Origin of the sequence: Parabacteroides chongii (assembly GCF_029581355.1) — a bacterium.
Classification (GTDB): Bacteria; Bacteroidota; Bacteroidia; order Bacteroidales; family Tannerellaceae; genus Parabacteroides; species Parabacteroides chongii.
The window spans coordinates 4,865,982-4,892,931 of the sequence record NZ_CP120849.1 but is presented as its reverse complement, the minus strand read 5'-3'; the positions used below and the strand labels follow the sequence as shown (position 1 = coordinate 4,892,931).

Genomic DNA, 26,950 nt, shown 5'->3' with positions numbered 1-26,950 from the left:
CAAAAAGAGAGACATAAAACGAATACCAAACCGGAGACCTCCTGCTTTGGGAGCAGGGGGCTTCACAAAAGAGAGTTATCATGTGGATCAGAAGAAAGAAAAGAAAGAACAACAACGCAATCTCTTTCAACAGCGAACGGGTGTTCCTGGCTGCTACTCAACCACTGAAATCTGTGTTCAGTTATTTCGACACTTCACGTCTGGGACTGACGGAAGGAGAAGTTACAGACCGTTTACGTTTTCATGGGCCTAACGAAATCATACGCGAAAAACGTGACCGTTGGCTGATCATGTTTATTAAAACCTTTATCAATCCTTTTATCGGTATATTGATGGCATTGGCAGTTGTTTCGCTGGTGATCGATGTCCTGATGGCCGCGCCGGAAGACAGGGAATGGGTGACCGTTATTGTTATTACGGCGATGGTGATGCTGAGTGCAGTGCTTCGTTTCGTGCAGGAATGGAAATCGGGCAGAGCTTCGGATGCCTTGAAACGGATGGTGAAGAATACGGCTACCGTCTACCGTCTGGGTGCAAAAGACGGACAGGAAGTGAATATCGCTGAACTTGTGCCGGGGGATATCGTTTACCTGGCTGCCGGAGATATGGTGCCTGCCGATATCCGTATCGTGGAATCTAAGGATTTGTTTGTCAGCCAGTCGTCGTTGACGGGCGAGTCGGATGCTATAGAGAAAAGGGCGGAACTGGGGAACAGGACGCATCGGACGGGCAGTGTGGTCGAGCTGGATGATATCTGCTTTATGGGGTCGAATGTGGTGAGCGGATCAGCAATAGGCGTGGTGTTTGCTACCGGGCGTTCTACCTATCTGGGGACGATTGCCAAAAGCCTGACGGGGGTGCGGGCGCAGACGAGTTTTGACCGGGGAATCAATAAGGTGAGTTTGTTGCTGATACGGTTTATGCTGGTGATGGTTCCGTTTGTGTTCCTGATTAACGGGTTGAGCAAAGGGGACTGGTTCGATGCTTTTCTGTTTGCCGTGTCGGTTGCTGTCGGTCTTACGCCGGAGATGTTACCGATGATCGTTACCTCCAATCTGGCAAAAGGGGCTGTCAGCATGTCACGCCGCAAGACGATCGTGAAGAATCTGAATGCGATACAGAGTTTCGGGGCGATGAATATTCTTTGTACAGATAAGACGGGGACGTTGACGCGCGATAAGATCGTGTTGGAGAAATATCTCAATGTGCATGGGGATGACGATTTGCGTGTGTTGCGACATGCCTATTTCAACAGTTATTTCCAGACCGGACTGAAGAACCTGATGGACAAGGCGATCCTTTCGCATGCGAAGGAACTGGATTTCGAACATCTGGGTGATAAATACAGGAAAGTGGACGAGATTCCGTTTGACTTTACCCGCCGCTGCATGTCGGTGATCGTGGAAGATAACGACGGTAAACGGCAGATCATCACCAAAGGGGCGATCGAGGAGATGATGCAGATCTGTTCGTATGTGGAATATAACGGTGAAGTATGCCCGATGACGGACGAACTGAAGCAGATTGCCTTGACAATAAGCGGGCGGATGAACCGTGACGGCATGCGTGTGCTGGCGGTTGCCCAGAAGAGTTGGATAGAAAAGGAGCTGGATTTCTCGGTGGAGGATGAAATGGATATGGTGCTGATTGGTTATCTGGCTTTCCTCGATCCCCCCAAATCGTCGGCTGCCGGAGCGATCCGACAGTTGCATGAGCATGGTGTAGAGGTGAAGGTGTTATCCGGTGATAACGAAGCTGTGGTAAAAGCGGTCTGCCGTCAGGTCGGTGTAGATATTACGCATACGTTGCAGGGACCGGAGATCGAGAAGATGACGGATGAGGAACTGGTGAAGGAGCTGCAACATACGACGGTTTATTCGAAACTGACTCCGATGCAGAAAACGCGTATTATCACGTTACTGCAAAAGGGTGGGAATACAGTCGGTTTCCTGGGGGATGGGATCAACGATGCGTCGGCCTTGCGTCAGTCGGATATCGGGATTTCGGTGGATACGGCGGTCGATATTGCTAAGGAGAGTGCTGATATCATTTTGCTGGAAAAGGATTTGATGGTGCTGGAGCAGGGTGTTCTCGAAGGGCGTAAGATATTCGGCAATATTATGAAGTATATTAAGATGACGGCGAGTTCAAATTTCGGTAATATGTTCAGTGTGTTGGCGGCGAGTGCTTTCCTGCCTTTCCTGCCGATGCTTCCGATTCATTTGCTGGTACAGAACCTGTTGTATGATATTTCGCAGACGACGATACCGTTTGACAAGGTCGATCGTGAATACCTATTGAAGCCGCGTAAGTGGGATGCTTCCGATCTGAGCCGTTTCATGATTTGCATCGGGCCGATCAGTTCGATATTCGATATCACGACTTATCTGTTGATGTGGTATGTGTTCGGGTGTACTTCGCCGGAACATCAGGCTTTGTTCCAGAGCGGTTGGTTTGTGGAAGGATTGCTTTCGCAGACATTGATCGTGCATATGATCCGTACACGAAAGATACCGTTTATACAGAGCCGGGCTTCATGGCCGGTATTACTCACCACTTTTGCGATCATGGCGATCGGTATCCTCCTGCCGTTTACAGGGATAGGTGCATCTATCGGGCTTGTACCGCTGCCGCTGAGTTATTTCCCCTGGCTGCTTGCTACTTTACTTGGATATTGTATGTTGACTCAATTCGTAAAACAATGGTACGTAAAACGGTTTACACGCTGGTTGTAATAGTGTTGCAGATGGGCGAGGAGAGAGTGGTTTTCCATTTTATACGGACTGGAAATGAGAGGTATCATATTGCGATGTTGAGGGTGGTGGTGAGTTATTAGCTTCTTTACCGGATGCAGACGAACGCGGAGTAATCCTGCGTCGTCTGCGTCTGGTCCCTTTATTGGGATACCTCTTTTTTAGTTATGGATAGAATGCTTTTACTTTTTCAGTAAAATAGTTTCAATCTTTTCTTTTAATTGATCTTTAGGCAATGCTCCTTGAAGCATCTGGGGTTTCCCTGTCATGGGGATGTACAGCAATGCCGGGATACCTTGTATTCCGAAAACCTGTGCCAGTTCAGTTTCCTTGTCGACATCTACTTTGTATATATCGATCTTTCCGGCATATTCTTTGGCTAGTTGTTCCAAAGAAGGAGCGATCATTTTACAGGGGCCACACCAGTCTGCATAAAAGTCGATGATGGCGGGTTTGTCGCCCAGATATTTCCATTCGTTGGGGCTGGCTTCGTAATTGTATATCTTTTTCAGAAAATCAGCCTTTGTGATATGGACAGGTGTATTGGCTGTTGTTTCCTGGCTGTTTTCTGTTTCACCGACAGCGTTTTTGGCTTGTCCTTTGCAGGAGGATAAAGTCATGAAACCTACGACCAATACTAATAATGTGAAGATTTTTTTACTGTTCATTTGGATTTGAATTGATGTTAATAATTAATTTTTCAGTTTCTGTTTCCAGGTAATGCCGCTGATATCTGTCAATGTCAACTCGTAGTCACCTTTGGGCAGATTGGCGAGTGTTTCATCTTTTATTGTCAGCTCCGCTTTGCTTCCCAAAGGGATGACAAGGCTATGCTTACCAGGAGCCACTTTCGCTATATACATATTCCGGATATCTGTTTCCGGAAATTCAGATAATTCCTCTCCGTTTCTGTCGAGGATGATATTGCCATTTGCATCTTTCAAAGTAACGCCGATCAGGAAGGATCCGTATACATCCACACCTTCTACACGATAGACGGTGAATGACAACTTTTCTTTGCCCAGATTGGCATCGTTTATTTCTATCTTCGGCTTGACCGACTTATTATGTAGCTTTCCCCATACTCCATTATGGAATACCTGATTGGTCAGGAGGGAGAGAAACAATATGGCTGTTGCGCCGACTACCGAAAATCTTCCCGATAACTTCTCATCGAGTGGAAGCGGACCGGATGTCAACCAGGTTGTCCAGACATACTTATTTAGTAGTGGAATACGCGGAATTATCATGTTGTCCAGAGAATATTTGCCTCCGCCGGACAGGAGTAGGGTAAAGCCTGCTGCGACACCTAATATCCCGATTTGCCATTCATCCACGCAAGTGGTTCCCAGCCATCCCGAACCTAATAATATACCGGTTGCAAGGCTCAACACTCCGATACTCATCAACCGTGTAAAGAAGCCGAGCATAAAAAACAGACCTACAATTCCTTCAATGATCGTGAAAACGACCATCGCCCACCAAAGTTGATCCGGATTTGAAACGAGATATTCTATCACCGGTTTTATTCCGAATGCGTTAGGGAGGAAATGGTTGAATTTCTCTCCTATATAACCTGCCGTATCCGGGATAAGTTTATTCTCAAGTACTAATCTTCTCCAAAAAGCGGAAAAATAAGTCCAGCCGACTACAAGCCGTAGTGCCAGTGTAAACATTCCGAACAGTGAATATGCCTGTTTCTTGTATAGCGCTTCCATATTATTGATCTTTATCGGTTGATATTTTATTTTCTTTCTGAAAAGAGCTGAGCAATAAACCTCCTATAATTGCTCCCCAAACCGAACTATTGATAGGAGAAGATGTGATAGGGCAGGTTCCTGTTGTGCAACCAATAAAATTCCAGTATAGAAATCCCCCTGCGGCGCCGAGTGCTATCCCTAGCAGTGTAAGCCAATGTCTCTTGAAAAATAACTTTGCCATGCGTTTACTTATTTGTTTTCTACTGATAAATATTTCTACTTGCAATGATACTGCAAACTTATATTCTATTTTTTAATAAAATAATTTTCTAGTAGAAAATATTCTGTGTGCTAACATTGTTTCACAGATATGATTTTATAAGGGCTGTATGGATGTGTCAAAAATATGAAGTTTTTGATTGGTTTGGTATTTTTAATAAAAACGGTTCGTTATTTATTACGGATAGAGTTGTTTGTGCGGAATTAATTATCTTTGTGGTCAAAGAAAGGTAATCAATGACTCAGAAATATCCGTCCGTTTTATTGGAGAATGCTGTGAACGAGCTGGCTTCGCTACCGGGAGTAGGAAGAAAAACGGCTCTCCGGTTGGCTTTGTATATGCTTCGCCGGGATGAAGGTTATACGGAAAACTTTGCTTCGGCTTTGCTGGCTTTGCGGAAAGAAGTGAAATATTGTAAGGTGTGCCACAATATTTGTGATGACGACATGTGTTCGATTTGTGCCGATCCGCAGCGCGACCATTCTACCGTTTGCGTAGTCGAGAATATAAAGGAGGTGATGGCTATCGAGAATACCGGGCAGTTCCGTGGCGTTTACCATGTGCTCGGAGGAATTATTTCCCCGATGGACGGTATAGGGCCTGGAGACCTGCAGATAGATAGTCTGGTGCAGCGGGTGGCGAATGACGAAGTGAGGGAGATCGTGCTGGCACTTAGTACAACGATGGAGGGCGATACGACGAACTTTTTCATATATCGCAAGTTATCTCCTTATGAAGTGAAAATTACGGTGATTGCCCGTGGGGTGTCTATTGGTGACGAGATTGAATATGCTGACGAAATAACTCTCGGTCGTTCCATTGTGAACCGGACTAGCTTTAATGATTCGATAAAAATTTAATCAGACTCTTTATGTACGAAACCAAGATATCCATTATTATTGTAAACTACAATGTAAAGTATTTTCTGGAGCAGTGTCTGCTTTCGGTTCGTGCTGCCATAGCCGGACTGGATGCGGAGGTTTTTGTTGTTGACAATAATTCGACTGACGGCTCCATCGATTATTTGCGTCCTAAATTTCCGGAAGTCCTGTTTATAGAGAATAAAGATAATCCGGGATTTGCAAAAGCGAATAACCAGGCTATCCGCCAGTGTAAAGGAGAATATGTTTTGTTGCTGAATCCTGATACGGTGATAGGAGAGGAGAGCTTGCGGACCCTTTGTTTCTTTATGGATGAGAATCCGAACTCCGGTGGTATCGGTGTGAAGATGTTGGATGGGCATGGCGTTTTCCTTCCGGAAAGTAAACGAAGTTTTCCTTCTCCCTGGGTTTCGTTCTGCAAGATATTCGGTTTGTCGAAATTGTTTCCTAAATCGCGTATATTCTCCAGGTATAGCTTGGCTTATCTCGATAAGGAGAAACAGCATAAAGTCGATGTATTGGCTGGTGCTTTCATGTTACTCCGTCATGAGGCCTTGGATAAGGTCGGCTTATTGGATGAAGCGTTTTTTATGTATGGTGAAGATATTGACCTATCGTACCGTCTGGTATTGGGTGGATATAAGAATTACTATATTCCCGAACGTATCCTTCATTATAAGGGAGAAAGTACCAAGCATGGCGACATGAAATATGTGAAGGCATTTTACGGGGCTATGCTGATCTTTTTCAAAAAGTATTATCCGCAGTCCGGCTGGCTGATGGGATTTTTTATCAAGATGGCTATCCTGTTGCGTGCATCTCTGGCTGCTTTGTCACGGATGTTGGGAGTTCGGACAAAGCCGAATAACAAACACCGCCGTCTGCTGGTGATTTGCCGGGAAGAGCATTTCGAAGCAATGAAAGCGGCTTGTGCCAAGCGTATGCCTGAACTGGAGCATATTAATCTATGGAACTTGAGTGAAGAGCGTGTGATGGATGCCATTTGCCGCCGTAATCAGATGAAAGAGTTCACGGACTATGCCTTTTGTTATCCGGATGCCCGCTTTGAACAAATGCTTTTGTTTATGGATAAGCTGGTTGACAAAAAAGTAACCTATCATATTTATAGTACAGAGAGCGGACAATTAATATCACCAGGAAAGTAATATGGCACTACTGGAAAATGAAATGATCCGGCTTCGTGCACTGGAGCCGGAAGATCTGGAACTTTTATATCGTTGGGAGAATAATCCTGACCTATGGGAGTTGGGTAACACTATGTCCCCATATTCCCGTTATATATTGAAAGAGTATATCCGGGAGTCACACCGGGATATTTTCGATACCAGGCAATTGCGTCTGATGATCGAGTTGCGTTCGACAGGAGCAGCTATCGGCACGGTCGACTTGTATGACTTCGAGCCCCATCACCGGCGTGCAGGCATCGGTATTCTGGTCGATCCGCTTTATCAGGGGAACGGATTTGCATCAGAAGCGATGCATGTATTGATGGAATATGCTTTTATGTTTCTGAAATTGCACCAGTTATTTGTTCATATCCCGATAGAGAATGAAGCCAGTAAGGCCTTATTTACCCGTTGCGGGTTTGTTCTTTCCGGAATAATGAAAGATTGGGTCCTGACGGAAAAAGGATATTCCGACATTTTGGTAATGCAAAAGGTACGGACTGAAAGATAATTAGTTAAGATACGGATCCTTGGGATATTTTGTCCATGCTTCATAATTGCTGCCAAGCTCTCCCAATGAATCTTTCCAAAAATCCTCTCCGTCGGCCAGCAACACATTTTCTTTCGATGCGTGGCTTACTACCCATGAGTTATGGTTGATCTCATTACCCAACTGACCTTCTGTCCAGCCTGAATAACCGAGGAAAAATTTTACTTTCCCGTCAATAGAATGACCATTCAGGATATAACGTTTTAACGCTTCGAAATCACCGTCAAAATAGAGATGGTCTTTTATCTTCAGGGAATCAGGGATAATCAGATCACCCAGTGAGTGAATGAAGAACAGGCGATTGGCACTTACAGGGCCTCCCAGGTAAATCGGTATCTCCGGGAACTTCTCCAGTTCCGGAAAAAATGTATTGACTACCAGATCCGTTTTTTTGTTTAAGACTAATCCCATTGATCCGTCATCTGTGTGTTCTACGAGCAGAACAACGGAGCGTTGGAAATAGGCATCTTGCAGAAAAGGTTCTGATATGAGTATGCTACCTTGTGCAGGCAGGAGATTATTATGCGTTATTTTGAAGATATTTTTGTATGATGCCATGATAAGATCGCTTAACTGTTAATACACAGCGACAATATATGGCTTTTGATGTTAAGAAGCAAACGAAAAACCCGGCATTTGGGTTAATAAGTGTAAAATAAATGCCGGGCTTGTGTTAATTATAGGGTATGATTTTCTTTGAATAGCTTTAAACGCTCTTCCAGAAGGTCATATTGGTGCGGTTTGATGAACGAAGTGCAGGCGCGCAGACCTTCCTGGTTACTGCCGGTTGTGCTTAAAGAAATGGCGCTTACTCCGTAATAGATTAATTCTTCCATCAACTCTCCGCCGGTCATTCCGGGATAAGCGATCGTGAAATAGAAGCCGTCGGCAATCGGTTCATCCAGGTCATGATCGTAAACGATCGTGAAGCCGTAGTCTGTAAAAATCTTTTTCAGTCTTTCGGCGCGGCGTCCGTATTCCTTTACTTCCGAGATAAAATCGAACTGGCCGTCGGAGGCTGCTTTGAACATGGCAGCCAATGCTACCTGCGCCGAATGGCTGGTTCCTGATGACAGGGCGTACAGTACACGATGGATGTAAACAGTACCGAAAGTGCCGCCGCCATAACGCTTCGTCAGTCCCGGATAAGCACGGTGGTAAAGTTTGTTGGAGATAGCAGTTACACCGATACGTTGTCCGGCATAGCTGAATGCTTTCGAACCGGAGATCTGTAAGATGTAATTATCCGTATAATGGGCAACGCTTGCCTGATAAGGAGCTTCGAAAGGTTTGCCGAGTTCTTTGCGAAAATCCATAGCGAAGTAGGCGAGGTCTTCGATCACGATCGTATCATATTTGTTTGCCATTTCTCCGATGATCTTCAGTTCTTCGTCTGTCAGGCAGAACCAGGCAGGGTTGTTCGGGTTCGAATAGATCATAGCTGCGATATTGCCTTTTGAAAGGTGTTCTTCCAGGATGGCACGCAGTTTCTCTCCGCGATATTCATAGACGTCGAATGATTCGTATTTATATCCCATCACGACGATCTGTTGTTTCTGAACCGGAAATCCGGGATCGATGAAGAGGATAGTATCTTTTCCTTCCGTGCATTGTCCGCTGGTAAGGAAAGAGGCAAATGTTCCTTGCATGGAACCGGTTACCGGAACACAGCATTCCGGTGCTATATCTATATTGATAAATGCCTTGATGAATCTGGATGCTTCTGCTTTTACTTCCGGCGTACCGTTGATATTCGGATAGATGGAGGCGATACCGCTCTTTAGTGCGTTTATTTCCGCATCGACACCGACTTGCGCTGCTTTCAGTCCGGGAACACCCATTTCCATATGTATGAACTCGGTTTTTGTTTCCTGTTCCAATTGTGTGGATATGGCAACAACTTCACGGATTGTAGCTTTCCCGAAATCCGGTAATCCGTAGCCATCTATTATTCGTCTGGCAGTCTGATAATCTACTGGAGTATTCTTCATGTCTGTTATAGTTTATATGGGGGACAAAAGTAAAAAAATAATCGATCCGATGTGAAATATTTGTATGAAACTGTTGTGTAATTAAAAATATTATCTACCTTTGCACCGCAATCGAGAGAGATGCGATATAAAAACATTGGTTCGGTAGTTCAGTTGGTTAGAATACATGCCTGTCACGCATGGGGTCGCGGGTTCGAGTCCCGTCCGGACCGCTTTCGAAAGAAGCAAAAGATATAAAGCTCTGTAATTTAATATTACAGAGCTTTTTCTTTTTTATCCCTTGGTAGATAACTGAATATAGACATGCTGATACCTACATAAAATACTGGTTATCAATATCAATCTGTGTCCTTTCATTTTTACGACCTACCAGATGTTTTTGTGAATTCTCTCTTTTACTCGAATATCTTTCTGCTTACATATATGTGCATCCTCAGCCGCATAACCGATGGCAAGAAAACAGGTGAACTCATATCCATGGGGAGCATTAACGAGATGTTTCACATGCTCTGGTTCATTACCGATGGGAATACGGAAAGCACACGCCAGTCCTTCTGCGGTTGCAGCTAGCAATATGTTTTCTACAGCCGCCCAAGCCGAGGCAAAATAGTTTAAAGAACTTTGGTCTGCTGGTTTACATAAGGGATAGTCCTTTTGTCTAAAAAACGGCAGAATAAGACAATTACTTTGGATTAGCATACGCTGTTGTTTTGGTAACGCATCGACAAACATGTCATATCCGTCTTTGTCCATTGCGTTTGCGGCAGCTTCTAGTCCAACCTGTTGAATGTTTTTGGTGTTTTCTGCCACTGGTGATATAAGTTGGGTAATATTTTTCTGCCCTCTCACGACAATGAACTCAAATTGTCGTAAGTGGTCGTTTGTAGGGGCTTTAAAAGCTGCCGATAATACTTTTTCCAATACTTCGTCCGTTACTTCCTTATCGGAAAAGTCGCGGATAGTTCTTCTTTTCTCTAATACTTGATAGAAATCCATAACAATACATTTTAATAATTATACTTGTTGTTTTCGGTAGCAAAGTTATGCCTCTTTCTTGTTGCATATTTGTGGTATTGTTTCGTATAATTGTTGTATATTTGTATTAAACCATTTTATATACAATTATGGAAGAAATGATTACGCCTTATGAACTACCCGAAGTAGAAAATCATTCATTCTTTTTTATAGACCAACGAATTGATATTCACATAGAAGCCAAATTGCATCAGCACGATGCATGGGAGTTATATTATGTGTTACATGGATATGGAACCCGGATGGCAGGTGATACGTTACAATCTTTTTCGACAGGTGATGTGGTATTGATACCGCCATCTATGCATCATTATTGGGAATATACACCTTTATCGGCAGACAGTGACGGGTGTATTCATTATCTAATGGTCGCTTTCAGCCACTCTCTTGTTATGAGGTGCATGGAGATATTTCCTGAATTGCGGAACCGCTTAGCAGGTCTTGCATTTCCTGTTAATGCATTAAAATTTGGATTAGAAAGCTCTCGTATCATTCGCAAGATATTATTGCAAATGAACGATATGGACGACTTGGGGCGATTGTGTGAAATGTTCCGTTTACTACCTGTCATATTTACTTCGTCCGACCATATTTTTGCAGGTAGACCTGTAAATCTAGAGCGAGATGTGAGACGTATGCAGCAAATTTGTAGCTATGTGATGGCTCATTATATTCATGCTATCTCTTTAGATGATATTTCTGCCGAAGTGGGAATGAACCGTTCTGCGTTTTGCTCCTACTTCAAACGATGCAAAGGAATGACATTTTCACAATATGTTACCCAGTATCGTTTGAATACAGCTTGTGAACTTCTAAGACACACAAAAAAACAGGTATCGGAAATCTGTTTTGCAGTAGGATTTAATGATGTTCCACATTTCAATCGGATTTTTAAAAAATTAAAAGGAGTAACGCCACAAGAATATAGAAAGAAGATTGTTTCCCAAGAAATATTTTAGACTAACAATCAATATTAAGTATTGTTTATTATTTATCAATGAGTTATAACCTTGAACCACTCACAAAGTAGTTTTGTTTCTCCTGTAAGCTTTTTCCCTATTTTTTCTAATAATAAAGAATAATATTCCGTATGTATTCTTAGCCAGTTTTCTAAATTTCCATCACCCTCGGCAATTGCAAATTCTTCTGTTATATTTTGAAATTCAACAATTTCAATCTTGTTGATTTGTATGATGCATACCTCTCTACCATGTGAATCCAATATAGAGGCATATTCATTCTCTTTTATTGTTTCCTTTAGGTTCATACAATAATAGTCATATAAGGAAGATGTTGCTATCTTTTCTTTTGTTAGAACTTTCTTTGCTAATTTATCGGTAGTAGTTCCAAACTGTATTTTATGTTTTATTTCCATATTTATTGTATTTGTCTTTTTGTCAATAAGCGAACTCTAATAAAACTTATCCTCGTTTAGCACTTTGATTATGGTTTTAGCGATACGGTCAGCTTTGGTTTGTTCTGTTTTGGCAGAATTGATCCAGTCGATAAATGCCTTTTTCTGACCATCGCTATAAGTTTCAAACTTTTCTAATGCTCCCTCTTCATATTCCATACATAAAAGCAATTCTTCCGGAATTATCAATGGAGTTTTATCCTCATATAAAGTAATATGAACTGTGTCGGGAGCTTCCTTTTTGATTTTCTTCCTTATTGCCGACTTGATGGGTAAACCGATATTTCCGTTCCCGATAGGCATCATATTTAAATTAGAAAACTCATAATCATCTATCTTTCCTTTTACCTTCAACATCCCGAATGATGTTTTGGGCATAGGGATTTCAGGAATTTCGACAAAGGTCCAACCTCCTTTACCTCCGATTTTGAATAATATATAATCTTTGTCTACTAATGGTTTTTCTGTATTCATAATATGATATTTCTATTTTAGTTTTAAAACAAAGATACTAAGTACGAATGACAGCAGTATGTCAGCAGCACAAATTATTTTTATTCTCTGTTTACCAGACGTAGAAGAAAGTTCCTTCTTTCGTACGACCCTCGAAAGATGTAAAGTAAAGTCCTGTAATTATCACATTGCAGGGCTTTACTTTACTTTGATAAAATGAATTGTATAAACTTATCCCGTCTATTTCTGAGAAAATGCTTTCAACAGCACTTCGTTCATTGGAAACCGACGGTTTGGTGCATCGCAAAGTATATCCGGAAGTTCCCCCACGTGTAGAGTATTATGTTTCTGATTTTGGGATGACTTTAATACCTCATCTAGAAAATATAATACAGTGGGGACAAGAGAACTTCTCGACTATTATGGATAACAGGAAAAAGAAAGTAACTTGACTTTCAAGTTTACCGAAACTACGGGAAGCATTACCATTATTACGGTTTCTTTCTATGCGATGATGAGGATAAGGAAAAAACGAATTACTTTTGTAGTGGATCAGAGGATTGATATGTACCAATATCGAATTGCTGCTGGATTATTGCATGCGCTTTTATGACCGTCAGTTTATCACACGACAGGGTATGAACCTGGACGTATTGGCCCGTTTTGAAAGATTGCTTGACGAATATCTGGATTCCGGACTTGCCGCTAAAGAAGGATTGCCTACGGTTAACTATTTTGCAGACAAGATTTGCCTGTCTCCCAACTATTTTGGAGATCTTGTAAAAAAAGAAACAGGCAAATCTGCTAAAGAGTACATCCAATTGAAAATGCTCAACTTGGCTAAAGAGGAATTACTGAACCCGGAGAAATCAATCACACAGGTTGCTTATTCACTGGGATTCCAGTATCCCCAACATTTCGTTCGCTTCTTTAAGAAATATGGAAATATGACACCCAGTGAATATAGACGCGCAAGTTCGTCTTTATAACCCGGTTGTCCGTTCCAGTTCTTCGGGATAACGGTTGCCTGTCAGTTTTATTTTAGAACTGGCTTCATTGATGTTTTTCAATTCATCATCTGTCAGGTGAATTTCGGCTGCACCCAGGTTCTCTTTCAGACGGTGCAGTTTGGTCGTTCCCGGTATGGGAGCAATCCACGGTTTTTGTGCCAGCAGCCATGCCAATGCTATTTGGGCGGGCGTTGCTTCTTTCTCTGCGGCAATCTTTTTCAGCAAATCGACTATCGCCTGGTTAGCATCGAGTGCATCCTGTGTAAAACGTGGGAGCTTATTGCGGAAATCTTCTTTGCTGAATGTAGTCTGTCTGTTAAAACTTCCGGTCAGATATCCTTTGCCCAGCGGACTGAACGGAACGAGGCCTATACCCAGTTCTTCCAACGTAGGAATGATCTCTTCCTCAGGACGACGCCACCAGAGAGAATATTCACTTTGCAGGGCAGCGACCGGTTGAACGGCATGTGCCCGGCGAATGGTTTTAGCTCCAGCTTCCGACATGCCGAAATACTTTACTTTCCCTTCCTGAATGAGGTCTTTTACGGTTCCGGCAACCTCTTCGATAGGAACATTCGGGTCTACGCGATGTTGATAAAGCAAATCGATGTAGTCCGTCTTTAATCTTTTCAGGGATTCTTCTACTACCTGACGGATATGTTCAGGGCGACTGTTAGTTCCGGCTTGTTTGCCATCGACTATATTGAAGCCGAACTTAGTGGCTATAACTACTTTATCCCGGAAAGAGGCAACTGCTTCACCTACCAGTTCTTCGTTGGTATAAGGGCCGTATACTTCGGCTGTGTCGAAAAATGTTTCCCCCAGTTCGTAGGCCGAACGGATTACCTGTATCATTTCGTTACGGTCGGGAAGGGGATCGTAAGCAAAACTCATACCCATGCAACCCAGTCCGATGGCTGACACTTCCAGCCCGTTGTTTCCTAATTTTCTTGTTTTCATATATTCTTTTTTAATAATAGTTCTTGTCACGTTTTCCTGTTATTTCTTCTGTGCCCAATGTACGTTTGAGGTGATTAACTGCATGCCGTCAGCAGATTTATTTTCTATTGCAAAGTACGGAAGAATGTATGATAGATTTGGTAGATAGATTACGGATATACTAACCTTAATTACAGGTAGCTATTATAAATCATTATCTTTTTGCCGGAATCACTCTGTTTACACCAAAAGAATGCTTACATTTACACGATTGGTTTGATTAATCTTATATCGAAAACTAACACAATAAACACTTATCACTAGTATGGAAGAAAAACATCTTTTCCCGGAAATTCCCTTCAACTATGCTTTATGCCTTAAACGGGAGTGCCCCAAAGCCTCTACTTGTTTGCGACAGTTGGCAGAACAGGATATTTCGGACAGCGTCGAGCGTTGGATGATTATTAGCCCCAAATACCAGGCTACACTGGAGGGGGAGTGTCCTCATTATCGTCCTGACGTGAAAGTAATTTATGCCAAAGGCTTTACACGTTTGTTGGATAACCTGCCTTACGCACAGATGAAAAGCGTCATCTCTCGTTTGAGAAACCTTTTCAGTGAAAGAACTTACTATCGGGTTCGTAAAGGCGAACGTTTACTTTCTCCTGCCGAACAAAAAGAGATACAGCACATTCTGGTACGATGTGGAATTGATGAACCACCGAAGTTTGATGCCTATGTAGAAGATTATGCCTGGTAGTAACGGGAAAAGGATTTTGCCATAGGCTTGGCAGGCCACTGCCATCGTAGTGGCAGAGCTCTGCCATGCCTTTGGCAGACTCTTGCCATTACTATGGCAAAACATTTTCATCGGCATGACAAGACACTGTCATTTAAAGAACAGAGCGTCTTGCACGGGAAGAGGATTTTCCAACTGTGCAATTGCTGCTCGCTGCACTTCCTGCATGCCGATATCACCCATAAAAAGAGGTGTTATCATTATCTGCTGTTTAATTGATCTCATTCAGCCAGTCGGCAATCATCGAGTGACAGTTGGATGTTTGAGATGAACGTATCCATAGGCTTGGTGTGAGGAAGTTTCCGCCCGGAATGAGCCGTTTGGCATCGGACTCGACACCGTTGATCCCGCTGCTTGCACTCGATACGATCAGACCGATGTTTTTACCTTCCATCTGACTGCCGTATTGAAATAGGAATGTTTGCAGGGGCGCAGCCATATTGCTCCACCAGAGAGGTGCGCCTATGATGATTCTGTCATAATCGGACAGGTTATCAATTGTCGTTTCAATAGATGGATAAGAATTCGCATCGTTCGGATTATCCTGGATTGCCTGAATCAATGCACTGCCAATCGCATAATTGTTGGCGGCATAGTCTATCCCTTTTTCGGTAGGTTCAACCCTTACTACATCGGCTTCTATTTGCGTCTGCAGATCGTTGATAATAGAATGTACATTATTCGTGTAGCTGTAATATACAATCAGTGTCTTGCCCGTTGGGGCCGGATTCGGATTGTCGGGTGTTTCCGGAGTCTCGGTCTGCGGGTTGTCCGGCTCATTATCATCGGGAGAACATGCATTTAATCCTACCGCTATAAAAGTGGCAAACAGTAGATACAGGTACTTTTTCATATGATTCTTATTTTTATAATTAAACAATTATTCCAATGCTGAAAGTTTGAGAAGTCTTGCTGGATTGATTCTTTAGCGGCCTACCTGACGTTGTTGCTCGGCATTGTATCGGTCTCCGACAACGGGAATAGCGGCTACTGCATCCTCCAGCTCTTTCCATTCTTCGGGTGAAAGAGTAAATTCCTGCGTGCGCAGGTTCTCTTTCAGATGCGCCAGTTTCGTTGTTCCGGGGATGGGGACGATCCACGGTGCTTTCCGGAGTAACCAGCCGAGTGCCACTTGTGCCGAAGTCATGCCTCGTGTGCGGCCGAAGGCTTGGAGCACATTCACGATACGGGTATTCGCACGCATCGCTTCCGGTTGAAAGCGTGGCAGGGTTTGGCGGTTGTCGTTGTTTACATCAAAAACCGTGTATTCATTGATGCAGCCACCCAAAAATCCACGGTTCAGCGGGCTGTACGGAACAAAGCCGATCCCCAACTCCTGACAGGTATCGAGCACCCCGTTTTCCTCTACCAGCCGGTGCATCAGATGATACTCGCTTTGGATAGCCGTCAATGGACAAACAGCGTGAGCTTTGCGGATGGTCTCGGCACTGACTTCGCACATGCCCCAGTGTTGTACCTTGCCCTCTTTCATCAGGTCGGCAATGGTCGATGCCACTTCTTCTGCCGGAGTATCCGGATCAGAGCGGTGCTGGTAAAACATGGGAAGCGATTCGAGCCGGAGGCGATGGAGCGACTCTTCGCAATAGCGACGAATAGTCTCCGGCCGACTGTTCTGACGACCCGTGGCTTTCCCGTCGATAACTTCATGTCCGAATTTAGTCGTTACGTTGATCCGGTTTTTGAATTCGGACAATGCTTCTCCGGCTAGATTTTCGTTAGTCAACGGCCCATAGATGATAGCCGTGTCGAAGAGTGTTATACCCCGATCCACCGCTTCATGCAACAATCGGATGCACTGTTTTTTGTCTGGATGCTGACTGCGGTTGTAAGTCATACCCATTACACCAAAGCCGAGTGTCGATACCTCGAAAGCTGCCTTTCCCGTACCTAATATACGATGTCCCGTAATATGAGCGGCATCGCTGTCGTTATCGGAGACTGCCGTCTGTTTCGTTTCCGCTGCAAAGACTTTATCCAGTCCGGTGGGCATGGTCAATGCTACTCCTGTTAAGGTTGCCGTCTTGAGAAATCCGCGACGGCTGAGATTCATTTGATTGTTCTTTTCCATAATTTTTTGTTTTAATGTTCTGTAGGCAAAGGTAAAAAGAGAGCCTCGTAACGACTTTGCTGCGAGGCTCAAAAGGGTTTGTTATAAAGTTCATTTAGTTAAGTAGTGTTTTATGAAAATACATCTCTGTTTTTTACCATGATGGGGCAACCCCATACGCTTCCTTATATATTTTGGAGAAATGAGACAGGTTTTTGAAACCCACATCGAAACAGGCTTCCGTCACTTTTTTTCTACCTGATTTTATCAAATCATGTGCAGCCTCCAGACGACGTCTGATAATCCATTTCTGTGGTGTCAGGTCACTGATTTTGGCGAAGTCTCGTTTGAAAGTCGCCAAGCTACGTCCCGTATAACTTGCAATTTCATCCATCGAAAGGTCGCACATATAATTTTTATTCAGATAGTCGAGAATGTCTATTTTCCACGGTTCCACAAAATCGAACAACGAGGCGTAAAGGTTCCTGTCGGTATTGAGTAGTACATATACTCCCTCAATCATTTTTAACTTCAGTACATCTTCAGACGGTTTTTCACCTGCATCGAAATAGGGTATGATGGATTCGAACAGTGAACGAATGTCCGGTCTGTTGCCTGGCAATACACGCAGACTTACTTTATCGCGTTTAGAATCAGTCGGAATTTGTTGCCGGTTAAGAGTCTGATAAAATTCTCTCAGAAAAGGTCTTGAGAATTTCAACACGACAGAACGGTACGGTTTCCCATCCTCGACCTTTTTCTGCAACCACATCCGGTTATCGCGCCGCATGAAAGCACAATCCCCCGGATGCAACACGGTTTTCTTGCCACGCTCTTCTATCTCCAGTTCACCGGAGCACAGATAAATAAGCGTATGTTCCCTGTTTTCGTGGGCACATCCCCGGTCGTCAGTGAAATAGCTCGCTATAAGCACATTCGAGCAATCGAATACATCTAATTGTTCCATATATTTATTGCTTGTTCTGTTCGAGTTTGTTATACTCTTCATCCGTCACCGGTTCGAGCCATTCATTGGAAGTATTCTCTCCGGGGACTTCGAATGCTAAATGAGCGAACCAACTGTCGGCTGCAGCTCCGTGCCAATGCTTGACGTTAGCAGGGATATGAATTACTGTGCCAGGCAGAATCTCCACCGCCGGCTTGCCTTCTTCCTGATACCAACCGCGTCCGGCTACGCCGATGAGCATCTGTCCGCCGCCGCTTTTTGCGCGGTGTACGTGCCAGTTGTTGCGGCAACGAGGTTCAAAAGTAACATTGGCTATCGATACTTGCTCTCGGGATACGGGAGCAAGGTAGCTGTTACCGATGAAGTACTGTGCATATGCAGTATTGGGTTCGCCGATAGGGAAAATCATTTCGCGCTGGAAAGCGGCCTTGGCGTCTTCACCGGTAGAATCTTCCGCCCATACGCCTTTGGCCAGATTGAATGCCGCCCACGCTTTGGGCCAACCGGCATAGAAACCGATGTGGGTGATTATTTCGGCAATCTCGGTGCGGGTAATACCGTTCTTCTTTGCCGACTGAAGATGGAAAACGAGCGAATTGTCGGTGATACCCTGGCTAATGAGGGAGGTGATGGTCACTAAACTGCGGTCGCGCAGACCAAGTTTGTCGGTGCGACTCCATACTTCGCCGAAAAGGACATCATCGTTGAGTTCTGCAAATTTGGGGGCGAACTCGCCTAATTGGGTGCGCCCTGCTGTCTGTACTATTTTTTCTTGTGCCATGACATTGAGTATTAAAATGCTGAGTACTGAAATTAAAAGAATCTTGTTCATTGCTATTTCATTTATAGGATGAAATTATTTGTTTTTATTGATGCAAAGTTACCAAGACCTGTAGAAGTTGTTGTAACGATAAGTGGGAAGTTTGTACCAATTTTACTGATTTTGATGTGCTCAATGTATTAATTTATTGGGGATTTGAAATAAAGCACTAATTTTATGCCGAGTCATTTGACAGTACAGCACCGTAAAATTACAATCGCTTAAGTCAAATCGATAAAACATAAAACAATAAATCTTGGAGGACATAAATGAATAGTGATTATAAAGTTGGTGATTTAATTTATGATGCAAATATTTATGATGGCATGAATACCGGCCTAACTGATTTGCAATTTTATAAACGGTGGCTGCCGAAAGGTAAGGATACCCGAATACTCGAACTTTGTTGCGGCACAGGCAGACTTACTGTTCCAATAGCACAGGACGGGTATGATATTACCGGGGTTGATTATACTTCTTCAATGCTTGACCAGGCAAAGATTAAAGCATCCGAAGCAGGATTGGAAATTCCTTTTATTGAAGCAGATATCAGGACTTTGAATTTACAGGAAAAATACGACCTTATTTTTATTCCATTTAATTCAATCCATCATTTATATAAAAATGAAGATTTATTTAAGGCATTCAGTGTCGTTAAAAATCATCTCAAAGACGGAGGTTTATTTCTGTTGGATTGCTTTAATCCGAATATTCGTTATATCGTAGAAGGCGAAAAAGAACCGATGGAAATTGCTGCTTATACAACAGACGATGGAAGAGAAGTATTGATAAAGCAGACAATGCGATATGAAAATACGACTCAGATCAATCGAATCGAATGGCATTACTTTATTAATGGCAAGTTCAATTCGATTCAAAATCTGGATATGAGAATGTTTTTCCCGCAAGAATTGGATTCATATTTGGAATGGAACGGTTTTAATATTATTCACAAATACGGAGGATTTGACGGGGAAGCATTTAATGATGATTCGGAAAAACAGATATTCGTTTGCCGGTGTTAGTATAGTCTGGGGATCCTTGTGAGATCATTAAAAATGATTACTTTTACCACTTATTTTCACAATAATAATATGTCACGAGAGAAAATCTTAATTAGAACTTCATGGGTAAGTACGATAGGCAACGCGATACTGTCCGTATCCAAAATTGTTGTCGGCTTGTTGTCGGGGAGTTTGGCTGTAATAGGAGATGGTATTGATTCGGCAACCGACGTGGTTATATCTGTTGTTATGATCTTTACGGCACGTTTGATGAACAAGCCGCCTTCCAAGAAATATGTGTTCGGTTATGAGAAAGCGGAGAGCATTGCCACAAAGGTGCTTTCGTTGGTGATCTTTTATGCAGGCGCACAGATGTTGGTGTCGTCGGTTGAAAGTATCTTTTCGGATGAAACGAAAGAGATTCCATCGGCTATTGCCATCTATGTTACGGTCTTTTCTATTGTCGGTAAACTTTTGTTGTCTACTTACCAATATAAACAAGGAAAGAAAATCAACAGTTCCATGCTGATCGCGAATGCTGTCAATATGCGTAATGATGTGGTTATTTCATGCGGTGTCTTGTTGGGGTTGATATTTACATTTATATTTAAGTTGCCTATACTCGACTCGATCACAGGATTGGTGATCAGCCTCTTTATCATCAAATCGTCTATCGGTATCTTTATGGATTCCAATGTCGAACTGATGGATGGAGTGAAAGATGTCAACGTATATAATAAGATATTTGAAGCTGTGGAGAAAGTTCCCGGTGCAGGTAATCCGCATCGTGTCCGGTCGAGAATGGTAGGTAATCTGTATCTGATTACGCTTGATATAGAAGTAGATCCGCAAATGACTTTAATGCGTGCCCATGAGATTGCCGATGAAGTAGAGAAGAGTATAGAAGACTCGATAGACAATGTATATGATATTTTAGTCCATGTGGAACCTGCCGGAAAATGTCAGACGGATGAGAAATTCGGTATCGACAGAGATATGGTGAAACAGTAAATATTTTAGATGCAGGTATAAATCAGGGGTGCAGCAATAATCAATACGTCTGTATAACTGTTAGGTATTTAGATAGATACGTTTGGTCATTGCGTTGATGATTATTAACAGTAAATGTTTTGTCACGTTTAAACGATCGTTTAAGTTTGCTTAAACAATCGTTTAAATTAGTATGGTGAAAAAGCAATCGACATCGGATGTAAGTGACCGGATACTGAATGTAGCCCGTGACTTATTTATTAAAAATGGCTATGCCGGAACCAGTATCCGCGATATAGCGGCAGCTTCAGGTACTAATGTTGCCCACATAAAATATTATTTTGAGTCGAAGTATAATCTTTTCGAGATAATATTCGACGAAGCATTTGAAATTCTCTTTAAACGTGTTTCCGCAACTTTGACATCGGATATGCCATTCTACGATATGGTAGAAGCATGGATAAGTACCTATTATGAGATATTGTCCGAATATCCTCAGATTCCTATTTTTATCCTGAATGAAGTCAATCAGAGTCCCGATACTTTGATCAGGAAGTTGCTGGAACGTGATCCTCTGGCAATATTTACAAGATTGTCCGAAAGGATAGCTGAGGAAGTGAAAAAGGGAACGATAAAGGATATTCCGGCAATCGACCTGGGCTTAAATATCTTGTCGTTATGTGTATTCCCGTTTATGTTCAGGGGATTGGCCATCCGGATAGCGAACCGGTCGGAAACTGAATATAATGAAATTTTGGCAGCACACAAGAAACGTGTGATTGATTTGATCTTTAGTGGGTTGAGACCATAAGTTTTTATCTGCTACATATATAATACCAGGGTAACCACTAATAATATAACCCTCAATTTAGATTGTCGTATAGATTTATTATAATCGTTTTAATATGAAACCAAATACTATTTGTAGTATCGGGATCGATGTCGGTTCTACTACATTGAAAGTTGTTGTTTTGAATGATCGGAATGAAATCATTTACAAAGTTTACAGACGTCATAAGGCCGATTTTAATACCTTATTTGTTGAAGAACTGAATACTGTCACTTCCCGATTCCCTGATTGCCGGTTTACGATAGCCATTACGGGATCGGCTGGCATGGGGATATCCGAACGGACAGGGATTCCTTTTGTTCAGGAAGTCGTTGCATCTATAGAAGTAGTAGATAAAGAATATCCGGACACACATACGCTGATAGATCTGGGTGGTGAAGATGCCAAAATGGTATTCTTTAAAGACGGAAAACAACCGGATATCCGTATGAACGGAAGCTGTGCCGGCGGAACGGGAGCTTTTATCGACCAGATGGCCGACCTGATGAATATTCCTGTCGAAGAACTGGGGCGTCAGGCGCTGAAGTATGAAAAGTTATACCCGGTAGCTTCCCGTTGCGGTGTATTTGCGAAAACGGACGTACAAAACCTTATCTCGCGCAACGTGCCGGTTCCTGATATATCCATGTCGATCTTGCGGACTGTCGCTGTGCAAAGTGTGACTACGCTTGCCCGTGGATGCGATATACAACCGAAAATACTTTGTATAGGCGGTCCGCTGACGTTTATCCCTGCATTACGAGACTCTTTTGTCGAACTACTGAAGCTGGATGAAGCAGATCTGATCGTTCCGGCAAACAGTGAGTATTTTCCGGCATGGGGAACAGCCCTTTATAACCGGGAGGGAGAGACAATCGAAGACATATCCTTGCTGATACAAAAGCTGGGAATAAAGGATCATAAACGGAAAGATGTATTACCTGCTTTATTCGCTAGTGAAGAGGAATATCAGTCCTGGAAAGAGAACCGGAAGGTAAAACCTTTAAAACGGGCAGAACTCGGTTCGAAGAAAAATATCGAATGCTTCCTGGGTATCGACTCCGGTTCCACGACGACCAAGATACTGATCATGGATACGGACAGTGATATCGTTTATACGTTCTATGGCACCAACCAGGGAAATTCCCTGAGGAAGGTGATCGAGGGACTGAACGGATTTTACCGGGAAGCCAAAAACAAAGGAGTTACATTCCGCTTTATCTCATCTGCGGCGACAGGCTACGGGGAAGACCTGATCAAGTCGGCATTAAATCTCGATTACGGGATCGTGGAAACGATGGCGCATTTATCCGGTGCACAATATGTAGACCCGGAAGTCTCCTTCGTACTGGACATCGGCGGACAGGATATGAAATCCATATTCACCCGCAATGGAGTCATATCGAATATCGAGCTGAATGAAGCCTGTTCATCCGGTTGCGGCTCTTTCCTTCAGAACTTTGCGGCAACCATGAATATGGGGCTTTCAGAGTTCACGAAAGCAGCCTGCCTGGCAGAATATCCCAGTGAGCTGGGTTCACGCTGTACTGTTTTTATGAATTCGAAGGTGAAACAGTCATTGCGTGAAAATGCGGCATTAGGCGATATTGCAGCAGGTCTGGCTTATTCGGTCATCAAGAACTGTCTGTTCAAGGTGCTGAAGATTACGAACCTTAACCTTTTGGGAGAACATATCGTGGTGCAGGGCGGAACGTTCCGCAACGATGCTGTTTACCGTGCACTCGAACTCCTGTCCGGCAAATCGGTCAGTACCACCGACTATCCCGAACTGATGGGAGCGTTAGGAGCTGCTTTATATGCCCGGAAGATGTGGCAGGCTGATAAGAAGCTGACGTTGTTTACCGGAGAGGAAGTATTGCCGGATGTAAATACGGTGGATACAAAAGAATTACAGTGTAAAGGATGTACGAACAAATGTTCGATCCTTCGTTTCCGGTTTGATAACGGGAATATTTGTTATGCAGGAAATAAATGCGAGAAAGTGTTTTTTAGCAAAGCCACGGCTGCGGAGAAAGGCTATAACGCTTTTGACAGAAAGAATGAGATTCTTTTTGCCCGTAGTGGTGAAAAGCAGACGTCTGTATCCGGTTTGCGGATTGGTATTCCGCGGGTGCTGAATATGTTTGAGAATTATCCTTTCTGGCATACCTTGCTTACCGAATGTAATTTGGAAGTGGTATTGTCTCCCGAGTCTACGACGGCTCTTTACCAAAAAGGAGTCGGGAGTGTGATGTCTGACAACATCTGTTTTCCGGCCAAGTTGGTGCACGGGCATATCCTGGCATTGGCAGAGCAAAAGGTCGACCGTATTTTCTATCCGATGATCGTGAAGGAAGAAAAAGAGTTCGACTCATCGATCAATTCATACAATTGCCCGGTCGTGAGCGGTTATCCGGATGTGATCCGGAGTTCTATGGAACCGGAGGAAAAGTTCGGTATTCCGTTCGACAAACCTGTCGTTACTTTTAGTAATGACAAAGCACTGGAGAAAGCTTGTTTTACTTATCTCTCTTCTTTGGGCGTATCGGAGGTTGTTTTTAGAAAAGCCTTTGTGAAAGCGCTGAAAGAACGCAATGAGACGAAAGATGCTTTGCGGGATAAACAAAAAGCTTTGTTCGACCAGGCGGTCAGAGAGAATAAGCTGGTATTCGTGGTAGTGGGCAGACCTTATCATACAGACCCACTGATCCATCAGAAGGTAGGGCAGATCCTTTCGGATATGGGAGTATATGTGTTCACCGATGATATTTTCCGTCATAAGGAAAGTAAAGGGTTCGGTAAACTGAATATCGTCTCGCAATGGTCTTATCCTAACCGGGTCGTACAAGCAGCCATGGAAGTCGCAAAACTTCCCCAGAACGTGCAATTGGTACAACTGAACTCTTTCGGCTGTGGTCCCGACTCTTTCTTTATGGATGAAACCGGGGAAATATTGAAGCAAGCTGGCAAGAACCATACGATCTTACGTATCGACGAAATAGCCAGTCCGGGTTCTGTCCGGTTGCGTATGCGTTCCCTGATCGAGTCTTTGAAGGTGATAATACCTGATCCGGTAACAGGAACGAAGACATTCCAGGGCTATGATGTTGCCTATAAGAAAGAGGACAGGCAAAAGACGATACTCGCTCCCTGGTTTGCCGATTTTATCTCGCCTTTCATCCCGGCTCTCGGAGAACTGGCAGGTTATAAGATCGTCAATCTGCCAAAGACCAATACGGTTTCAGCGGAGGCCGGACTTGTCTACGGGCATAATGAAGTCTGTTATCCTTCCACATTGATTTTGGGAGATATTATCACGGCGTTGCAATCGGGTAAATATGACCTGGATGATGTTGTGGTTGCCATTACGCAAACAGGCGGTCAGTGCCGGGCTACGAACTATCTGGCACAGATCAAATCAGGTTTGATGAATGCGGGATTTTCCAATATTCCGGTGTTGGTATTTGCTGCCGGAGAGGTTTTCCAGAACGATCAGAAGGCGTTTAAACTTCCGGTTCTTAAGTTGATGGATATTGTCGTTTATATGCTTCTCTATGCGGATGCATTGCAGCAGATGTATAGCAGTACGATCATTCGGGAAAAGAAGAAAGGGGAGACGCAGCATCTGTTTGATTTCTATATCGACAGGGGGGTGGAAGCGATCCGCAGAAACGATCATAAAGCGTTGCTTTCCTTGTTGGAACAGGCTGTGGCCGACTTTAACGGAGTTGACATCTACGACCGTGAGTTTACGAAGATCGGCTTGGTAGGGGAGATCTATGTGAAATACAATAATTACGGACAGGCTCATATCACCGAATGGCTTCGTTCTCGGAATATGGAAGTGGTCACGCCTCCTATCATTGATTTCGTGATGCAATATTTCGTAAATTCTCTGGCCAATGTAAAGAATGGTTTGCAGAAGGATAATCTCTTTAAGCATTGCCTGAGTCCTATATTCTGGAAATATATGAATGACAAGATCAGGAAGGTGGAAGGAATCGTGAAGAGTTGTCGTTTTCATGTGCCGTCCAAATCAATATATGTAAAGGCAAAATATGCTTCGGAGATATTGGATTTGTCCAATCAGTTCGGTGAAGGTTGGTTGATAGCCGGAGAGGTGGCCAGCTATGCCCGTCAGGGGATAAAGAGGGTTGTCTGCATTCAGCCGTTCGGCTGCATTGCCAATCATATTGTAGCGAAAGGTATTGAGAAACGGTTGAGGAAGTTCTATCCGGAAATGAACCTGCTGTATCTGGATGTCGATGGCGGCATGGCAGAGGTGAATTTACAGAACAGGTTACATTTCCTGATGAATGATTAAGGGGCTCAGTTCTGCATCCGATATTCATTGGGAGTTATTCCAACTACCCGTTTGAACATGCGGCTGAGATGTTGTGGATACTGAAAGCCGAGGTCGTAAGCTATTTCGCTCATCGTTTTGTCGGATGAGAGTAATTTTTCCTTTGCCACTCCTATTACTCGGTCCTGTATATACTCAGAGGCGGTACGTCCAGTTTGTTTACGTATCATATCGCCAAAATAGTTGGGGGAAAGGAAGACTTTGTCGGCGAAATATTTCACGGATGGCAATCCCTCTTTTTGCGGTGCGTCTCCCTCGAAGTAATCATTCAGTAACTGTTCGAAGCGGACGATGATGTCGCTATTCACTTCAGCCCGTGTTTGAAACTGACGTTCATAGTAACGCATACAGTAGTCGAGTAATAATCCGATATTGGCACAGATCAGCCGACGACTGTGTTTATCGATGGCATGTTTCAGTTCGTTTGAAATATTCTGTAAGCAGTCCATGACAGTTTGCCGCTCTTCTTCGGAAAGATGGAGTGCCTCGTTGGTCTCGTAAGAGAAGAAAGAGTAGTTTCTGATTTCCTGACCGAGGGCGGTACCATGTATCAGGTCAGGATGAAAGAGAATACCGTGTGCATGAGGCTGTATGTTCGGTAGCATTTCCAGGTCGGTTACCTGTCCCGGAGCGAAGCAGACGATAGTTCCATCCTGATAGTCATAGTATTGACGACCATATTTGATGTTACCGCATTTGACATCTTTCAGGAATAGTGCATACACCCCATATCGGAACCAGGCTCTTTCAGGCCATTGTGTGGACTGGGCCAAATCGACGACACTCACCAAAGGATGCTGGGTTTCAAGTCCGAAGATTTTGTTGTAACGATCTACGCTGTCTAGTTCGATAATTTCATCTTTATTGATCTCTTCCATATCTCTTTCTATTTTTATACATTACAAATGTAGTTCTTT

General features: G+C 43.4%; 25 protein-coding genes, 1 tRNA gene and 1 pseudogene. 13 read left to right on the top strand and 14 right to left on the bottom strand.

Annotation, left to right across the window (positions count from 1 at the left end):
• Positions 1–80: 80 nt before the first annotated feature.
• The gene (gene mgtA, locus P3L47_RS18790) at positions 81–2,735 is read left to right on the top strand and encodes a magnesium-translocating P-type ATPase (RefSeq protein WP_277781737.1); all 2,655 of its coding nucleotides are present in this window, start codon (positions 81–83) and stop codon (positions 2,733–2,735) included.
• Between the two features lie 200 nt (positions 2,736–2,935).
• Here the strand turns inward: mgtA and trxA are convergent, their stop codons facing one another.
• The 3 genes from trxA to P3L47_RS18775 are packed head-to-tail and all read right to left on the bottom strand — an operon-like array spanning position 2,936 to position 4,694.
• The gene (gene trxA / locus P3L47_RS18785; protein ID WP_277781736.1) at positions 2,936–3,421 is read right to left on the bottom strand and encodes a thioredoxin; all 486 of its coding nucleotides are present in this window, start codon (positions 3,419–3,421) and stop codon (positions 2,936–2,938) included.
• Positions 3,422–3,445: 24 nt separating this feature from the next.
• Complete coding sequence (locus P3L47_RS18780) at positions 3,446–4,471, bottom strand: TQO small subunit DoxD (RefSeq protein ID WP_277781735.1); 1,026 nt, start codon at positions 4,469–4,471, stop codon at positions 3,446–3,448.
• Position 4,472: 1 nt separating this feature from the next.
• Positions 4,473–4,694 (bottom strand): DUF6132 family protein, encoded by a 222-nt coding sequence (locus P3L47_RS18775; RefSeq protein ID WP_075557749.1) that lies wholly within the window; start codon positions 4,692–4,694, stop codon positions 4,473–4,475.
• Positions 4,695–4,969: 275 nt separating this feature from the next.
• Between P3L47_RS18775 and recR the strand changes: the two genes are divergently transcribed.
• From recR to P3L47_RS18760, 3 genes are read left to right on the top strand one after another with little or no spacing between them, the layout of a single operon-like run.
• The gene (gene recR, locus P3L47_RS18770; RefSeq protein ID WP_075557748.1) at positions 4,970–5,593 is read left to right on the top strand and encodes a recombination mediator RecR; all 624 of its coding nucleotides are present in this window, start codon (positions 4,970–4,972) and stop codon (positions 5,591–5,593) included.
• 11 nt (positions 5,594–5,604) lie between these two features.
• Positions 5,605–6,780 (top strand): glycosyltransferase family 2 protein, encoded by a 1,176-nt coding sequence (locus tag P3L47_RS18765; RefSeq protein ID WP_183671538.1) that lies wholly within the window; start codon positions 5,605–5,607, stop codon positions 6,778–6,780.
• Position 6,781: 1 nt separating this feature from the next.
• Positions 6,782–7,312, top strand: coding sequence for a GNAT family N-acetyltransferase (locus P3L47_RS18760; RefSeq protein WP_277781734.1), 531 nt, complete (start codon positions 6,782–6,784; stop codon positions 7,310–7,312).
• Here the strand turns inward: P3L47_RS18760 and P3L47_RS18755 are convergent, their stop codons facing one another.
• Both P3L47_RS18755 and P3L47_RS18750 read right to left on the bottom strand, forming a co-directional pair.
• Positions 7,313–7,909, bottom strand: coding sequence for a YqgE/AlgH family protein (locus tag P3L47_RS18755; RefSeq protein ID WP_277781733.1), 597 nt, complete (start codon positions 7,907–7,909; stop codon positions 7,313–7,315).
• 119 nt (positions 7,910–8,028) lie between these two features.
• Positions 8,029–9,342 (bottom strand): aminotransferase class I/II-fold pyridoxal phosphate-dependent enzyme, encoded by a 1,314-nt coding sequence (locus P3L47_RS18750; protein ID WP_075557744.1) that lies wholly within the window; start codon positions 9,340–9,342, stop codon positions 8,029–8,031.
• 138 nt (positions 9,343–9,480) lie between these two features.
• Here P3L47_RS18750 and P3L47_RS18745 point away from each other — a divergent pair.
• Positions 9,481–9,554: transfer RNA gene (locus P3L47_RS18745), tRNA-Asp, on the top strand.
• Between the two features lie 154 nt (positions 9,555–9,708).
• Here P3L47_RS18745 and P3L47_RS18740 read toward each other — a convergent pair.
• Complete coding sequence (locus P3L47_RS18740; RefSeq protein WP_277781732.1) at positions 9,709–10,338, bottom strand: nitroreductase family protein; 630 nt, start codon at positions 10,336–10,338, stop codon at positions 9,709–9,711.
• A 128-nt stretch (positions 10,339–10,466) separates the two neighbouring features.
• On the opposite strand from P3L47_RS18740, the gene P3L47_RS18735 reads away from it, so the two are divergent.
• A complete protein-coding gene (locus P3L47_RS18735) occupies positions 10,467–11,336 on the top strand; it encodes an AraC family transcriptional regulator (protein WP_277781731.1) in 870 nt (289 codons plus the stop codon).
• Between the two features lie 35 nt (positions 11,337–11,371).
• Here the strand turns inward: P3L47_RS18735 and P3L47_RS18730 are convergent, their stop codons facing one another.
• A complete protein-coding gene (locus P3L47_RS18730) occupies positions 11,372–11,752 on the bottom strand; it encodes an ASCH domain-containing protein (RefSeq protein WP_277781730.1) in 381 nt (126 codons plus the stop codon).
• 36 nt (positions 11,753–11,788) lie between these two features.
• Entirely contained in the window at positions 11,789–12,265 is a 477-nt protein-coding gene (locus P3L47_RS18725) for a YdeI/OmpD-associated family protein (RefSeq protein WP_277781729.1), read from the bottom strand.
• A gap of 200 nt (positions 12,266–12,465) precedes the next feature.
• Between P3L47_RS18725 and P3L47_RS18720 the strand changes: the two genes are divergently transcribed.
• A complete protein-coding gene (locus P3L47_RS18720; protein ID WP_277781728.1) occupies positions 12,466–12,696 on the top strand; it encodes a winged helix-turn-helix transcriptional regulator in 231 nt (76 codons plus the stop codon).
• 108 nt (positions 12,697–12,804) lie between these two features.
• Positions 12,805–13,233, top strand: a pseudogene (locus P3L47_RS18715) (helix-turn-helix domain-containing protein); the annotation flags it as partial.
• On the opposite strand, the gene P3L47_RS18710 reads toward P3L47_RS18715, so the two are convergent.
• A complete protein-coding gene (locus P3L47_RS18710) occupies positions 13,228–14,214 on the bottom strand; it encodes an aldo/keto reductase (protein WP_277781727.1) in 987 nt (328 codons plus the stop codon). The pseudogene P3L47_RS18715 and the gene P3L47_RS18710 sit on opposite strands and share 6 nt — an antisense overlap.
• A gap of 304 nt (positions 14,215–14,518) precedes the next feature.
• Here P3L47_RS18710 and P3L47_RS18705 point away from each other — a divergent pair, with 304 nt between their 5' ends.
• On the top strand, positions 14,519–14,953 hold the full coding sequence (locus P3L47_RS18705; RefSeq protein WP_277781726.1) for a DUF6078 family protein: 435 nt from the start codon (positions 14,519–14,521) through the stop codon (positions 14,951–14,953).
• A 250-nt stretch (positions 14,954–15,203) separates the two neighbouring features.
• On the opposite strand, the gene P3L47_RS18700 is transcribed toward P3L47_RS18705, so the two are convergent.
• From P3L47_RS18700 to P3L47_RS18685, 4 genes are all read right to left on the bottom strand, one after another.
• Entirely contained in the window at positions 15,204–15,845 is a 642-nt protein-coding gene (locus tag P3L47_RS18700) for a flavodoxin (RefSeq protein WP_277781725.1), read from the bottom strand.
• Between the two features lie 72 nt (positions 15,846–15,917).
• Complete coding sequence (locus P3L47_RS18695) at positions 15,918–17,081, bottom strand: aldo/keto reductase (protein ID WP_277781724.1); 1,164 nt, start codon at positions 17,079–17,081, stop codon at positions 15,918–15,920.
• 133 nt (positions 17,082–17,214) lie between these two features.
• Positions 17,215–18,027, bottom strand: a complete 813-nt coding sequence (locus tag P3L47_RS18690) for an AraC family transcriptional regulator (protein WP_277781723.1) — start codon at positions 18,025–18,027, stop codon at positions 17,215–17,217.
• Positions 18,028–18,031: 4 nt separating this feature from the next.
• Positions 18,032–18,859, bottom strand: coding sequence for a carboxymuconolactone decarboxylase family protein (locus P3L47_RS18685; protein ID WP_277781722.1), 828 nt, complete (start codon positions 18,857–18,859; stop codon positions 18,032–18,034).
• Between the two features lie 257 nt (positions 18,860–19,116).
• Between P3L47_RS18685 and P3L47_RS18680 the strand changes: the two genes are divergently transcribed.
• The 4 genes from P3L47_RS18680 to P3L47_RS18665 all read left to right on the top strand — a co-directional run bounded on the left by P3L47_RS18680 (position 19,117) and on the right by P3L47_RS18665 (position 25,994).
• The gene (locus P3L47_RS18680; protein ID WP_277781721.1) at positions 19,117–19,872 is read left to right on the top strand and encodes a class I SAM-dependent methyltransferase; all 756 of its coding nucleotides are present in this window, start codon (positions 19,117–19,119) and stop codon (positions 19,870–19,872) included.
• 69 nt (positions 19,873–19,941) lie between these two features.
• Positions 19,942–20,862 carry a cation diffusion facilitator family transporter gene (locus tag P3L47_RS18675; protein WP_165359884.1) on the top strand — a complete coding sequence of 307 codons (921 nt, stop codon included), beginning with the start codon at positions 19,942–19,944 and terminating at the stop codon, positions 20,860–20,862.
• A gap of 172 nt (positions 20,863–21,034) precedes the next feature.
• The gene (locus P3L47_RS18670) at positions 21,035–21,652 is read left to right on the top strand and encodes a TetR/AcrR family transcriptional regulator (RefSeq protein WP_277781720.1); all 618 of its coding nucleotides are present in this window, start codon (positions 21,035–21,037) and stop codon (positions 21,650–21,652) included.
• 94 nt (positions 21,653–21,746) lie between these two features.
• The gene (locus P3L47_RS18665; protein WP_277781719.1) at positions 21,747–25,994 is read left to right on the top strand and encodes an acyl-CoA dehydratase activase; all 4,248 of its coding nucleotides are present in this window, start codon (positions 21,747–21,749) and stop codon (positions 25,992–25,994) included.
• Between the two features lie 5 nt (positions 25,995–25,999).
• Here the strand turns inward: P3L47_RS18665 and P3L47_RS18660 are convergent, their stop codons facing one another.
• The gene (locus tag P3L47_RS18660) at positions 26,000–26,911 is read right to left on the bottom strand and encodes a helix-turn-helix domain-containing protein (RefSeq protein WP_277781718.1); all 912 of its coding nucleotides are present in this window, start codon (positions 26,909–26,911) and stop codon (positions 26,000–26,002) included.
• Positions 26,912–26,950: the final 39 nt, after the last annotated feature.